The organism is Anaerosporobacter sp., assembly GCF_965301125.1.
This window is the reverse complement of sequence record NZ_CBDLAM010000097.1, coordinates 1-14692: the sequence shown is the minus strand read 5'-3', so window position 1 is coordinate 14692 and position 14692 is coordinate 1. Positions and strand designations below refer to the sequence as shown.

At 32.8% G+C, this 14692-nt stretch carries 14 protein-coding genes; all 14 read right to left on the bottom strand.

Features of this window, described 5'->3' with window-relative positions:
* Positions 1-65: 65 nt before the first annotated feature.
* The 14 genes from ACW2QF_RS11555 to ACW2QF_RS11490 all read right to left on the bottom strand — a co-directional run bounded on the left by ACW2QF_RS11555 (position 66) and on the right by ACW2QF_RS11490 (position 14521).
* The gene (locus ACW2QF_RS11555) at positions 66-599 is read right to left on the bottom strand and encodes a hypothetical protein (protein ID WP_455716157.1); all 534 of its coding nucleotides are present in this window, start codon (positions 597-599) and stop codon (positions 66-68) included.
* 75 nt (positions 600-674) lie between these two features.
* Positions 675-1025: an arsenate reductase family protein gene (locus tag ACW2QF_RS11550; protein WP_455716156.1), complete on the bottom strand. Its 351-nt coding sequence runs from the start codon at positions 1023-1025 to the stop codon at positions 675-677.
* A 13-nt stretch (positions 1026-1038) separates the two neighbouring features.
* A complete protein-coding gene (gene nox / locus ACW2QF_RS11545) occupies positions 1039-2373 on the bottom strand; it encodes a H2O-forming NADH oxidase (protein WP_455716155.1) in 1335 nt (444 codons plus the stop codon).
* Between the two features lie 148 nt (positions 2374-2521).
* Positions 2522-2911, bottom strand: coding sequence for a bacteriohemerythrin (locus ACW2QF_RS11540; RefSeq protein ID WP_455716154.1), 390 nt, complete (start codon positions 2909-2911; stop codon positions 2522-2524).
* 261 nt (positions 2912-3172) lie between these two features.
* Positions 3173-3979, bottom strand: coding sequence for a delta-lactam-biosynthetic de-N-acetylase (pdaA, locus tag ACW2QF_RS11535; RefSeq protein ID WP_455716153.1), 807 nt, complete (start codon positions 3977-3979; stop codon positions 3173-3175).
* A gap of 279 nt (positions 3980-4258) precedes the next feature.
* Entirely contained in the window at positions 4259-6418 is a 2160-nt protein-coding gene (locus ACW2QF_RS11530; RefSeq protein WP_455716152.1) for a sensor histidine kinase, read from the bottom strand.
* Entirely contained in the window at positions 6393-7088 is a 696-nt protein-coding gene (locus ACW2QF_RS11525; protein ID WP_455716151.1) for a response regulator transcription factor, read from the bottom strand. The genes ACW2QF_RS11530 and ACW2QF_RS11525 overlap by 26 nt, the downstream gene beginning before the upstream one ends.
* Before the next feature lie 314 nt (positions 7089-7402).
* Complete coding sequence (gene trxA, locus ACW2QF_RS11520; RefSeq protein ID WP_455716150.1) at positions 7403-7717, bottom strand: thioredoxin; 315 nt, start codon at positions 7715-7717, stop codon at positions 7403-7405.
* A 181-nt stretch (positions 7718-7898) separates the two neighbouring features.
* Complete coding sequence (locus ACW2QF_RS11515) at positions 7899-8471, bottom strand: GNAT family N-acetyltransferase (RefSeq protein ID WP_455716149.1); 573 nt, start codon at positions 8469-8471, stop codon at positions 7899-7901.
* 268 nt (positions 8472-8739) lie between these two features.
* Positions 8740-9357: an ATP-binding cassette domain-containing protein gene (locus tag ACW2QF_RS11510; RefSeq protein WP_455716148.1), complete on the bottom strand. Its 618-nt coding sequence runs from the start codon at positions 9355-9357 to the stop codon at positions 8740-8742.
* A gap of 139 nt (positions 9358-9496) precedes the next feature.
* Entirely contained in the window at positions 9497-10021 is a 525-nt protein-coding gene (gene nrdG, locus ACW2QF_RS11505) for an anaerobic ribonucleoside-triphosphate reductase activating protein (RefSeq protein WP_455716147.1), read from the bottom strand.
* Positions 10022-12181 (bottom strand): anaerobic ribonucleoside-triphosphate reductase, encoded by a 2160-nt coding sequence (gene nrdD / locus ACW2QF_RS11500; protein WP_455716146.1) that lies wholly within the window; start codon positions 12179-12181, stop codon positions 10022-10024. It lies immediately after the preceding gene.
* Positions 12182-12743: 562 nt separating this feature from the next.
* Positions 12744-13400 carry a hypothetical protein gene (locus ACW2QF_RS11495; RefSeq protein ID WP_455716145.1) on the bottom strand — a complete coding sequence of 219 codons (657 nt, stop codon included), beginning with the start codon at positions 13398-13400 and terminating at the stop codon, positions 12744-12746.
* A 158-nt stretch (positions 13401-13558) separates the two neighbouring features.
* Positions 13559-14521 carry a phospho-N-acetylmuramoyl-pentapeptide-transferase gene (locus tag ACW2QF_RS11490; protein ID WP_455716144.1) on the bottom strand — a complete coding sequence of 321 codons (963 nt, stop codon included), beginning with the start codon at positions 14519-14521 and terminating at the stop codon, positions 13559-13561.
* Positions 14522-14692: the final 171 nt, after the last annotated feature.

Here is a 14692-nt window from a genome sequence, read left to right as displayed (position 1 = left end):
ACTATCTAAAATCGTTCTTGGTGTTAGAACTTAATTAACTAACTAAATGACATTGAGGCATTGCCTCATTTTTTCATTGTCCCATTTACTTTTAACAACACAGTTCCACAAGCCGATTGTAATGTAAGACTTCCTTCATCTAGATTCCAAGCACTTGCTCGTACTTCTTCATTTTGATTTTGGTACGCTTCAATTGTCTCATCAGGTTTTCCTAATGTTCCAGAAATTCTGTTAAACCAATCATCGTAGGTTCCAGACTTTGGTGTGATTGACATATCCGTTATATTACCATCTTCCAAAGAAGTAATCATTGATAGTGATTCTCCAAACAAAGTAGTTTGATATCTTCTTAGTGTGACAGCATTATTCTTCTCATCAACAGTTTTAACACCTTCACCTAAGACATTCACTATTCCTATATCTGAGCCTCCAATTCTAGATATATATTGTTCCACCTTCTCTAAATCGGTTAGCTCTTTATTACCAGGAGTATCAATTGCTGGAGTATTAGTATCTCCTTGGTGATTACCAGAAGTACAACCAGTAAACACTACAATAACAGATATGATTAATGTTAACAGGATCGTTTTTTTCTTCATAACCATTACTCCTTTATAGTCGAATACAACAACATATCGTTATATTCTCCTATATTAGAATAATCTATAAGGGTATTAGAGGAGTTTTTCTTCCCATTCTTGTTCTTTAAATCCAACTAATACAAAATCTTCTGCTATAATAAGGGGACGTTTTACTAACATACCATCTGTTGCTAATAACGTTAGCTGTTCCTCTTCTGTCATTGTTGCTAACTTATCTTTTAGTGCCATCTCTTTATATAGAATTCCACTTGTATTAAAGAATTTTTTAAGAGGTAAGTTACCTCGTGTATACCATTCTTTCAATTCCTCGGCTGTTGGATTTTCAAGTTTGATATTACGATCTGTAAATGAAACTTCGTGCTCCTCTAACCATTTCTTTGCTTTTTTACATGTTGTACATCTTGGATATTCTAAAAAAATCATTTTTTATTCCTCACTATTTTGCTTGTAATGCTGCCATAGTAATATAATTATATGGTTGATTAAAATGTGGTAAGAAAAATGCATCAAATACTTTTAACTTATCAATTGTTACTTTTTCTTGTACTGCTAAACTGAAGAAATGAATTGCTAAGGAGATATCATGATCAGAACACATCTGCGCCCCAAGGATTACTCTTGATTCCTTATCATATACAATTCTAAGTTTAACTTGAAAATTATCGTGCTCAATAAATAAAGGTTTTTGCCAGTCTTCAAAATCTGTTGCTTCCGCATTGATTCCTAGCGCCTTTGCTCTCGTAAGAGTTAATCCTGTTGATAGCATATTAAAACCAAAGATGCTAATACCATTCGTTCCTTGTACACCTTCTGTTGCAATATCAGTTCCACATGCATTATGTGCAGCAATAATTCCTGAACGTACTGCATTTGATGCTAAGGCTATATAGTTGGTATCACTAGTTGCATTATCATATACTGTTGCACAGTCACCGATTGCATATACATCTTTGATGCTTGTTTCTTGTTTTCCATTTACTAAGAATGCACCATTTTTAAATGTTTCTAGTGTTCCGTTTCCTAAAGTTGTGTTGGGCTTAAATCCAATACATAGCACTACCATATCAGCTTTAATTTCTTCTTTATCAGTTACAACAGATTCAACCTTAGTTGTACCTTTGATTTCTTTAACTGATTGGCCAAATGCAAGACGTATTCCATTCTCTTCAAGACGTCCTACCATACGATCTGTGAATTCTTTATCATAATATCCACTAAGACAAGTATCTGCCATATCTACTAATGTTACTTCATTGCCATTACGCTTGAAAGCTTCAGCAAGCTCTACACCAATATAACCTGCACCTACTACAACTACATTCTTAACTTTTCCGCTCTCTAGTTTCTCAATTACCTCACTTGCATTTTGGTATAGTTTAACCATTTGAACGTTCTCTAAGTCACTGCCTTTAATAGGAGGTACAATTGGAAGGGAACCTGTTGCAAGTATTAGTTTATCATATTCTTTCTCATATTTCTCGCCATTTTTACCAGTTGCATATACAATCTTTTGATCATAATCAATAGAATCAACAGGAGTTTCCATATAAACTTTGGCACCCTTAGCTTCTAGCTTTTCTTTGTCTGAATAAAACAGACCCGATGGCCCTCCAATCTGTTTTCCAATCCATAGAGCCATACCACAGCCTAGAAAACTGATATTACTATTTGCATCAAATGTAGTTACTTCCTTATCCTTGTAGTTATCAAGGATCGTATTAATCGCAGCCGTACCTGCATGGTTTGCTCCAACAACAACTATTTTTTCCATAGATTTATCTCCTTTTATTGGCACGAATTAATAATAGTAATTATTATTTATTATCAATTATAGAACTTTAATAATTTTTTGTCAATGTTACAATTAATGTATATCCAAAAAAAGGCATACTAATTTTAGTATGCCTTTTTCATATTGACTACTCTGCAATACGTTTATCATTCTCTACTATATGTTCAACTAGCCATTTTGTAAGATAATCTAGAATATCATCTATTACATAATTCGTATCCTCATCAATCCCATCAATATCGTAAGATTCTAGCTTTTCTCTAAATTCTTGATGTTCAATTTTTTGAGTAAACATTTTTTTATAATTAATGCTCTCCATATATTTTTCTTCATTGTCAAAATGCATAATTGTATAATCTTTCAGTTTATGTAGAAGTACTCTTAGATTATCATATTTATCTGGAATAAACTGATTATTCCTAAGTTGATATGTCTCTTCTGCTATTTCAAAAAGTACTCGATGTTCATTGTCAATGCTCTCAATACCAGTAAGATATTCATCTTTCATTTCGTACATATTATCGTCTCCTTCTTTTGTTATACAAATTAGTTACGATTATAACAAAAATAGTTATTTTTACTAGTTTGCCTTAAGATCCACAATATGTCAATATATTTATTTTTTTATTCCAGCATTTCATTATGTAGCTTTCACCCTTCATAGAAAATATGTATTTTTATTTATGTAAATGTTACATTCTTTATTTCACATAATTATCCATGATTATGCAACAGTGTAAAAACCGTAATAGGATTTCTCCCATTACGGTTAATTCTATTAATCTATCTCTGCTAACGTTTTAAAAGTATAACCCATCTCTTCCCACTTAGTTAATAATTCATCTAAAATCTCACCATTGGTCTTTGATGTACTATGTAATAACACAATTGCACCTGGATGGATACGTTTTAGTAACTTATTAAATGCTTCTTCTTTCGTTGGTTGACTGTCAACATTCCAATCGACATAAGCTAGACTCCAAAAGAAAGTCTTGTATCCAAGCTCCTGCGCCATCTTTAGATTCTCCGTGCTATATTTACCTTGTGGCGGACGGTAATATTTCGATAACTTCTGACCTGTTATCTCTTCAAACAGTTTTTCTACATCAACCATCTCTTTTTCAAATTCGGATTTTTCAGAAATTGCTCCCATATCCCTATGATGATAGGTATGATTTCCAACCGTATGCCCTTCTTCTACCATACGTTTCACTAAATCTGGAGCTGTCTCTAGAAAATGTCCTACTACAAAAAATGTAGCTGATACCTTATGCTTCTTTAACGCATCAAGAATTGCTGTTGTATTTCCATTCTCATACCCACAATCAAATGTTAAGTAGATTACCTTGTCTTTACCACTGCCCATAAAGTAGGTATCGTATTTTTTCAATTCATCAGACGTTGCATTGCCTGTGGGTGGTTGCCCTTCCGTAGAGAAACCAAGTCCCCAGTTCTCACTTCCAGATTGAACTGATTGCTTTTTATTGCTCAAAGTACTAACAACTTTTCCTGCTCCTGCTCCCACAAAATACAGCATTACATAAACAATAGCAAGCACAATAAGAGGTTTATAATTTTTCTTCACGCCAATACCTTTAAAATATCTTTTTATAAATATATTAATTTTGTCTGTAAATATACTTATATATGCAAATTAATTTAATATATGACAAGTTATTGATGTGTATTACTCTTCCCTTTGAATATGTAAATAATAATCCTCACGCTCTAACCCATACCAGGCAGCATCGTTGATGATTATCTTGAATAAGACTTTAACTTAACTATTGCCATGATAAAATGCAATACTTAAAAGATGGCTTCACTCTAATATGGAGCCATCTTTCTACAGTAATGTTTGTTTTTACTTATTTTCAAACCTAATAATTGCTTTAAACAAATCTCCGTCTGCTACAATCTGGAACTCTCCACCTTGAAGTTCAACTAAACTCTTAACAATTGCTAAACCTAATCCAGAACCTTCGGAATTTCTTGATTTGTCACCTCTTACAAACCTCTCAGTAAGCTCACTTGTATCAAAGTCTAATTCTTCTTTTGACATGTTCTTTACTTCGATTTGAGTACCAGCGTCATTCACAATAACATCAACATAGGCTTTACGATTTGGCATAGCATATTTGACTAGATTTCCAAATAAATTCTCAAATATACGACAACTCTTTTGTCCATCTAGTTCTAGATATACCTTCTCCTGATTAGAGCGAATACTTAATTCAATACCTACCTCTTCTAACTTTTCTGCAAGTTCTAATTCCACTTGTCTAATCAAAGAAAGGACTTCTACAGTATCTAAATTCACTTCTAGATTCCCACTATTTGCTTTACTTACTTCAAACAAATCTTCTATTAATTGTTTTAAACGCTCCGATTTCTTATCTAATGTCTCAATATACGATTTTCTCTCTTCTTCTGTAATTTCATCATTCTTTAATAAATTCACATAAGTTATAATTGCTGTTAGTGGTGTCTTTAGATCATGTGATACATTAGAAATTAATTCTGTTTTCATATTCTGACTCTTTAACTCTTCTTCAACAGCTTTCTTAAATCCACCTTGAATCATAGTTAAGTTCGTCTTAATCGGTTCGAATAGGCCTAAATCACGTTCCTCTGTTACATTCAGCTTTCCTTTTGCTAAAGAATCTGTAATTTCTAAAATGCGATCGTAGTCATCTTTTAATTGATTCATTTTTTTCTGTAAGAAGAAGAACATAACAATTGTATATATAATTAGACCAGCAATTCCAAAAAACCAAATACTACATAACAGGGTAAGTACGATTAAATTAATACTGAGTATTTTAAATAGGTTTTTGTTCACCGTATCATCCACATTAATCTCTGTCATCTTATTAACGAACCGCTTTATTTTCTTATAACACCATCTGATTATTCTAGTAACAATTACATTTTCTGAACAATACTCTAGTAATCCTTTAACCAAAAGTTGTTTCATTGATAATGTTATAATTGCTACTACACCTAAAATAATTGACCACGCTCCAATATGAATGAGTGGTATTAATTTATCAGAAATTCCAATGCTAATTAAATCTTTTGCCATTTCTCCTGTATGCGTCTTATAAATAACTTCAGACATGCAAATTGCGAAGTGCAAATCCAATACCCCAGCTGTAGCTACTATTTCAAATGGTATCTTTGAAGTAATCCCTGCTCCTAGTTTAAATAGTTTCTTGCTCGATAATAATAAGGCTATAATCATTATAAATAAAGTTGCACCAAGTATTACAAATGGAAATCCTGAATTCGTATAAAACACATTTTCATTTTTCCATTCTTGATGCCAATAGACTGTATCATACGGTTGTAATTCTTTTGGTACAGCATAATGGAATGTGGTATCTACAATTGGCTCAATCGAATAAGAAACACCCGAATCCGAGTACTCATATTGTGAGACAAAGCTTCTCAATCGATCAATCAAAAATTGTGTATCGATATTATAAGCATATTTAATACTGATTTCCCCACGTTTGTCAAACACAAGGGTAATATATGAATCATACTCATCTTTTGTATCTTCACTAAATGTCCAATCATAAGAAGTAACTACTTCCCCTGAAGTATTATCTGCAACTTGATATTTTAGATTATGGTTTTCCTTAGTACGATTCTTTAGATCATCTAACCAGTCATTCAACTCAATTTTAACAGAATCTTTTTGAGTTGTTATTTCTGTTTCTTCAGAATCTTCAATATCAATATTATCTGTTTCTTTTTCTTCTTCCACAATATTTAGATAAACATCCGAAGGTTTTAACTCCTTACCTGCTCTTTCTTCTGCTACATCGACATAAAGTGAATATACATTCTCAGTGAGATATTCTGTAAACCAATCCGACTTATACGGACTCTCTACTTTACTATCAACTACCTTCCAAAAATAATCATAGGTTGCGACAACTCTCGCAGCTACAATAATCACGATACACGCTAATATAATACTTCCAAAAATTCTACTGCTTTTCGATTTTATATCCAATTCCCCATACCACCTTTAAATATTTTGGTTCCCTTGGGTTAATCTCAATTTTTTCACGAATTCTTCTTATATGAACCATGATGGTATCAGTCGTAATGGCTTTTTCATTCCATACTCTTTCATATATTTCTTCCGGTGAAAAAACTCTCCCAGGGCTTTTTATTAATAACTGTAGGATTTTAAATTCCAGTGGTGTTAATTTTACCGGTTTTTCATCAACCCTTACTTCCACCATATCCTCGTCTAATTCAAGTCCTCCAATTGTATACATATTTCTTTCCTGTGTATCTTCTACTACTTTAAGATATTTTGCGTATCTTCTTAATTGAGAATTTATCCGAGCTAATAACTCCATTGGAACAAATGGTTTTGTCACATAATCGTCTGCTCCAATATTCAAGCCTGTCACTTTGTCCATATCTTCTGACTTAGCTGATAGCATAATTACTGGAAAATCAAACTTCTCTCTTAATTTCATCGTCATTGTAATACCGTCCATCTTTGGCATCATAATATCAACTATTGCTAAATGTACCTTTTCACGTTCTAATACATCTAAGCCCTCAAAACCATTTGAAGCTCCAAATACCTTGTACCCCTGATTTCTTAGATATATACTAATTCCCTCTAAGATTTCTTTATCATCTTCAACTACTAATATCTGATACATACTATTTTCATACTCCTTCCTCATAAGCTGTCAGTTCTATCTTCCAGATTTTTCTTCCTATCTTATATGTTAGTATAGTATGTATCAATATACAAGTGCCTTCGTATATAAATACAGCAAAACACTAGACTTCTCACCTCCCTATTGCTTACCTCCCCTGTTATGTAATAAATAATAATCCATAAAACTAACATTCAAACGCTATAATTTCTTAAGAAATTCTAACAAAAAAGCTGCCTCACTCACAATCTTTCAATTGTAAGTGCGACAGCCGTCTTTACTTATTTATACTCTTATAAATTTTATATATACTCTTATAAATGTGGCTCTACCATAGACAAAATATTTGCTTTTGGAACATAGCCTACTGATTTTTCAACTACTTCACCATCTTTAAATACTAACATGGTTGGTACTGATTGAATTCCGTATTCATTTGCTATTTCTAAACTCTCATCTATATCTACTTTATAAAATCCTGCTTTATCACTAAGTTCACTGCCTACTTCTTCGAATACTGGTGCTAACATCTTACATGGGCCACACCAAGTTGCAAAGAAATCTACGACAGCAACGCCATCTTTTTTTATTTTTTCATCAAAACTACTTGTATTAAGAACTTTAGCCATAATTATTTCCTCCATTTCACATTCATATTTATTAATATGAGTATTTTACACCATAATGGATATTCTTTCTGTGATTAAGTCACATAAGATATGAATTCGAATAAAAGAATGGCTCCACTATAATAGGAAGCCATATTCTATATAAAACTCTATTACTACTAATTCCATTTTCTCTTTAAATCTATGACCATTTCTGGCTACTTAAGAGATATCTCTCTCTTGACATCTCGTAATCAACACTGGATTGCAACTGTCCAATCTGATCTTTCCATGCATCTTCGTTCACACGTATCTTTAAAAATCCTACTTTTTCATATACATGTTTTGCATGTTCATTCTTTTGATTGGTATCAAGTATAATCTTATCAATAGGAACTGCATAATTAAGTGCTTCATTGGTGAATAAATACTCTACTAGCATTTCAATAAATTTCGTCCCTAAATTTTGATTTTTATAAGAATCATCGCATATTTTAATTCCGATTTCAGCAACTCTATTACCGATATCGTAACTCATCTCACCAATTCGGATACCGTCAACTTCAATAATACAGATTTGCGAAAGTTTCCGCTCATTATTACTAATTAGCTCAATGGTCTCTTCTAAACTCTGATTTAAGCCATTCGGAAATCCCGCATGTGACATTACTGCACCATCATTCCACCATGTTGTTAATAATTCTGCATCCGAACCCTCTGCACTTCGAATTGTTAGATTGTTTTTTTGTACTCTAATTTTTGTTCGTTCTTTCATTCAGAAGCCCCCTTGTTGTGATTTGGAGCGTTATTCTACTCGCTCCTTCCTGTACTTTTACTTAGAAACCAATCAGTCTTCATCGTCTGTTACGTCCCTTGCTACTATTTATCTATATGATATAACATGTATCTGTAAATGGCAATTAATTTTAAGTATATATTTATACTTAAAAAATATAGTAACCTCTTCTTATATTGAATACCTAATTAGTATACTGTTTATCCACATACATACTACAAAATATGCATAATTTAGACTTTTGATATTAGATATGAATAATCTGATCGCATATCTTCTTAATGTACTCTTCTTTCTCACTGGCAATTCCCATTGTATAACCAAGCTTCTTTAACTTCGATAAAATTTTTCGAATTTCTGTATGGTTTTCTTTGTTGATAGTAGTAAAAACTCCTGCATCAATTAATAACATCTTCTGTCCTTCCATAATCGCTTGCGCGATACTAAGCTTTTGTCGCATACGGCTTGAATATTGTAAAACCTTTCGATTATTTGTTGGCGATAAACCAACCAAGGTCATTGCCTTGTGTATATCTTCTTCTCCAGCCTTTTCATTCATTCCTGCAATGTACTTCAGATTTTTATACCCTGTATATTCTGTAAGAAAGCCTATGTCTGATATATAAACTCCAACATAACCTGGCACCTGGCCATACTTTGAGAGATTTTCGTCTTGATAATATATTTCACCTTGGCACGGCACTATCTCGCCCGCTAATAGCTGCATAAACATAGATGCCTTTTCGTACGTTGATCCAACTATACCTATTACCGTTGATTTTTTTACTGCTAAACTCATGTTTTCAACAATAGTTAGCCCTTCATGTCTTTTTGTCACATCTTCTAGTCTTAATTCATATTTCATTTTATTTTCCTATACCTTTAATCACTTTACTACTCTATTTGTTTCTTACTCTTTTGTATCTTACTCTTTTTATTTCTTACCAAAAATATCGCACGAACCCCATATTACCTCGTAAGTTCGTGCGATATTATTTATATTTTTATTTTAATTTCCATAAGATCGTCTGGTTTTGTTTTAGAGACTCTTTTACGTCAATAATTCTTTGATTCGATGAACCACGGAATGCTAATGTAATATCCTTTCGTTCTTCTATGAATTCCCCATCTACTAGGACATCAATTAAGCTTAACATCTCATCGGTATATTCACATCGTGCCCTACTTTCACTGAGTAATTCATCTTCAAATACATATCCCGTATAACACCATATATTCTTCTGCGGAAATTTCTCTCTTACTTTGTGCAAGAATGGTAAAAGTGCTTCTTGATTTTGACGTTCAAACGGCTCACCACCAAGAAGGGAAAGTCCATTAATGAACGAATGATCAAGGGCTTCTAAAATCTCTTTCTCTGTATCTACTGTAAATTTCTTTCCAAATGTAAAATCCCATGTCTCATGATTAAAACAACCTTTACAATGATGGGTACAACCCGATACGAATAAAGAAACTCTAACTCCTTCTCCGTTAGCTATATCATACTTTTTAATTTCACCATAATTCATCTATAAATGAAGCACCCTTTCTTTAATCTCCTGTGTTCTTCCTTGGTTCCAGAATTGCGTTCCGATATATCCACAGGTTCTACGTGCAACATTAAGGGTATCTTGGTTGCGGTTACCACAATTTGGACACTCCCAAACTAGCTTGCCACCTTCTTCATTGACAATTTGAATTTCTCCACTAAATCCACATTCTTGGCAAAAATCACTCTTCGTGTTTAATTCTGCATACATAATGTTATCATAGATAAATCTGATAACTTCTAAAACAGCAGGAATGTTGTTTTCCATATTTGGTACTTCTACATAACTTACCGCACCACCTGATGATAATGCTTGGAATTTTGCTTCAAATTGTAGTTTTGAGAATGCATCAATCGGTTCCGTTACATTTACATGGTAACTGTTTGTTATATAACTCTTATCAGTCACACCTTCAATGATACCAAAACGTTTTTGTAAACATTTCGCAAACTTATATGTTGTACTTTCAATCGGTGAACCATAGGTACTGAATGCAATATTCGTCTCTTCTTTCCACTTATTACAAGCATCGTTCATATATTGCATCACAGCAATTGCAAATGGTGTAGCTTCAGGATTCGTATGTGATTCTCCTGTCATATATTTCACACATTCATATAAACCAGCGTATCCAAGTGAAATCGTAGAATATCCGCCGTATAATAACTTATCTATTTTTTCACCTTTCTTGAGACGAGCTAACGCTCCGTTCTGCCATAAAATTGGTGCCGCATCAGATGAAGTTCCTTTTAAACGGTTATGACGGCACATAAGTCCACGGTAACATAAGTCTAGACGCTCATCAAAAATCTTCCAGAACTTGTCCATATCACGACCTGATGATAATGCTACATCAACAAGATTGATTGTTACAACTCCTTGGTTAAAACGGCCATAGAACTTGTAATTTCCATTCTCATCTTTCCATGGGCTTAATGCACTTCTACAACCCATAACAGGGAAACAATTTCCTTCTTTTAATTCTTTCATCTTCTTTTCAGAGATGTAATCAGGAACTAATCTCTTAGTTGTACATTTGGCAGCTAACTCTGTCAAGTAATAGTATTTGGTGTCTTCCTTGATATTATCCTCTTCAAGAACATAAATTAATTTAGGGAATGCTGGAGTTACCCATACCCCTGCTTCATTCTTAACACCTTGATATCTTTGTTTTAATGTTTCTTCTATTATTAACGCAAGGTCTTTCTTTTCCTCTTCATTCTTTGCTTCATTCAAATACATGAATACAGTCAAAAATGGTGCCTGTCCATTTGTAGTCATAAGTGTAACTACTTGATATTGAATTGTTTGTACACCTTTGTTAATCTCTTTTCTTAATCGTTTCTCTACTAAATCGCTGATTATTTCTTCTGATGCTTCTGATCCTAATAGTTCCACCTCTTCAAGTAAGTCCCTACGAATCTTCTCACGAGAAATCTGAACAAATGGTGCAAGATGTGCCAAACTGATACTTTGTCCACCATATTGGCTACTTGCTACTTGTGCAATAATTTGTGTTGCTATATTACATGCTGTTGAAAAACTATGTGGCTTTTCAATTAATGTTTCACTAATTACCGTACCGTTTTGAAGCATATCTTCAAGATTAATCAGATCACAGTTGTGCATATGTTGTGCATAATAATCCGAATCATGAAAATGTATAATACCTTCCATATCTGCTTCCACAATGTCAGCTGGAAGAAGTAAACGTCTTGTTATATCTTTACTAACTTCACCTGCCATATAATCACGTTGCACACTATTTACAGTAGGATTTTTATTTGAATTCTCTTGCTTAACTTCTTCATTATTACATTCGATTAGTGATAGTATTGTATTATCTGTTGTGTTGGCTTTACGAACAAGCGAACGTTTATAACGGTATCTAACATAAGATTTAGCAACGTCAAACGCTCCTGTAGACATAATTTGATTTTCTACCATATCTTGTATCTCTTCTACAGATACAGTGCGATTCATTTTTAAACATTTATATTCAACGTAGTCAGCAATTTCACTAATTTGCTCCTTTGTGAGCATAGAATTTAAGGTTGCATCGCTAGCCTTAATCACTGCTGCTACGATTTTATTAAGATCAAATACTTCCTCTGAACCATTACGTTTTATAATTTTCATACTATATCACTCCTCCAATTAATTTACAGTACTCATTATAATATCAATCGAATACTTTTTCAATTAGAATTTTATTTTTTTCACAAGATATAGTAGTTGTATTTATTTAAGTACACATTATAGAGTGGTCACAAATGTGGATACCCCTTTATTTATAAGGGGTTGACGGTGTTTATTTCTTTATTGTGGTTTTATTATTCTTGATAATATTTCTTATTTTTCAGGAAATTCAACTAAGGTAAATTAATAAATGCTGTAATCCCTTTCATTATCACATAGATTATTTTAATAAGAGATAAAATTATCTTATGGGTAACTAATTCAAAATTGTGACTTACCTACATGCCATCGTTCTATACTTGGATATTCAGTAGAGATCTACTAGCAATGATAATTTAATCTTTATCCACAAACATATTAGGAATTATAGAAACGTACAAATAAAAAAAGATGGATATACAGCTATATACCAATCTTTGAAGGACAAAGATAACCCCCTATTTACTTGAGCACAACCTCTGAAACCGATCACATATATAATGTAAAAGCTGTACTATTTCTATTATATCATTTCTAATATATGAACAATAAAGAAAGCATCAAATATGAAAAGTAAAATTAGAATTATTAAAGTTTTATGCATAAATTTCTTTATAGCTAACGGAAATCCTATAAACAAAACCAATATAATAAATAGTGACACAATCGTATAAACTGCATATTTGTCAGATAAACAGTCAACATAGTAACCTGAAGCCTTTACATCGATTCCACTTTCGCTTAATTTCTGTGAATCTTCTTCAATATTCTCAGCAGTACTTGTTAGTTTAAGTCCAATGTGACTTGTATCTGTATTAAGCTTCTTTAAAACACCTTTTACTTCAACACCATCAATACTAAATCCATCTTTATCAAAATTTTCTAACCAATCCTTATCTGCTCTTACTACAACACATTCCGTAATATCCTCATCAAAAACCAAATAATAATACTCTTTTCCTATTGGAATAAAATTTATTCTGTTTTTGACTTCTAGAATTTTATAGGCAAAATGCACTTCTCCTTTAACATACCTCCCAGCATCAATATTACTTTCAAACAATAATTCAATAGGTGCGCTATGCGATTTTGCAAAAAGCGGTAAAATACCATTATAAACATAAAAAACTATTCCAATAACCAATAAAACTACTCCTAAAATCCTCTTTTTTCCTTTCACATCTGATCTCCTTTGTGTCGTTTATTGTATATATTTTACTTGTTTTATACAACTATGTCAAATATTACTATCAGATGTGTGGTTCTATTTCCATTGCAATAATCCGTTCAACGATGAACTACTTGAAGGTATGGATTTTCACTTTACAATTCATACCTTCAACTATACCACTGTATGACTATAACATACGCAATAACTGCCAATAACAACTGTATGGTAACAAATCGTACAACCACTTGCGTATCCGACCAATTATGTTTACTCCTTACATCGTCATGTATTGGTGTTAGTGTATTCTTCAAAATCCCAAACCGAAAAAAGCGCAATAGAAATACCTTAACCAAACCCAAACCACCATCAATAATAAATACCCCAGCTAACAGAAGATAGATAAATGGATGTCCTGTTTTAATGGTAATGATTGCAATGAAATATCCCAATGCCCTTGAACCAGCGTCTCCCATCAACATACTACTAGGGTACGCATTAAAATATAGATATGCCAATAAAACTGCCACAAACAAGAAACTTGCCATCGCGTATTTACCTAATGTCTCGCTAAATATAATGCTAAAAGATAGCAGTACCACACTTGTAACACTTGCGCATAGCCCATCTACCCCATCAGAACAGTTCGTTACATTAATGGATATCCAAAACAAGAGTATTCCTAGAAGTACATATAAAACTTTAGGGACTACCAATTCCAATGTACCTATGTAAATTGTAGTTGAATTGAAATCAATAAACGTCAGTATGGTTATTACGGATAAGATTAAGTCAATTAAACCCTTTTTATATTCATTCCATGGAGTATCCGATGCATCATCTAGATAACCACTCAACATAACTCCAAATAAAAGGATCGAATAAATCACAAATTCACGATCAAATGGTAAGAAAATATAACTACATACTACAAAACATACTACAAAACTGAGCCCGACTCCTCGAATTTTCCCTTTTGATTGTTTTCCATTCAGCGCATAGTCTCGTCCCTTATCGCTAGGTAGAAAGGGTAACGGGTGCTTTAATGCTAGAAATGTAATAACAAAAGCAACAACGATACCAATCATAACAATCTGATTTACACTCAGGTCGCTACTCAATATCTTGTACATACTATCACCTTCTGCTATATGGCAGTCCTTTCTTAATTATTCGTCCCTAAAGCTTATCCTATATTATTTATTTTACTATCAATATACATCAAATATTCTTCAATTTTCCATAATTATTCATCGCCCTTCAATACATTAGAATTACATTCATTTGTACCTATAGGTATTTAC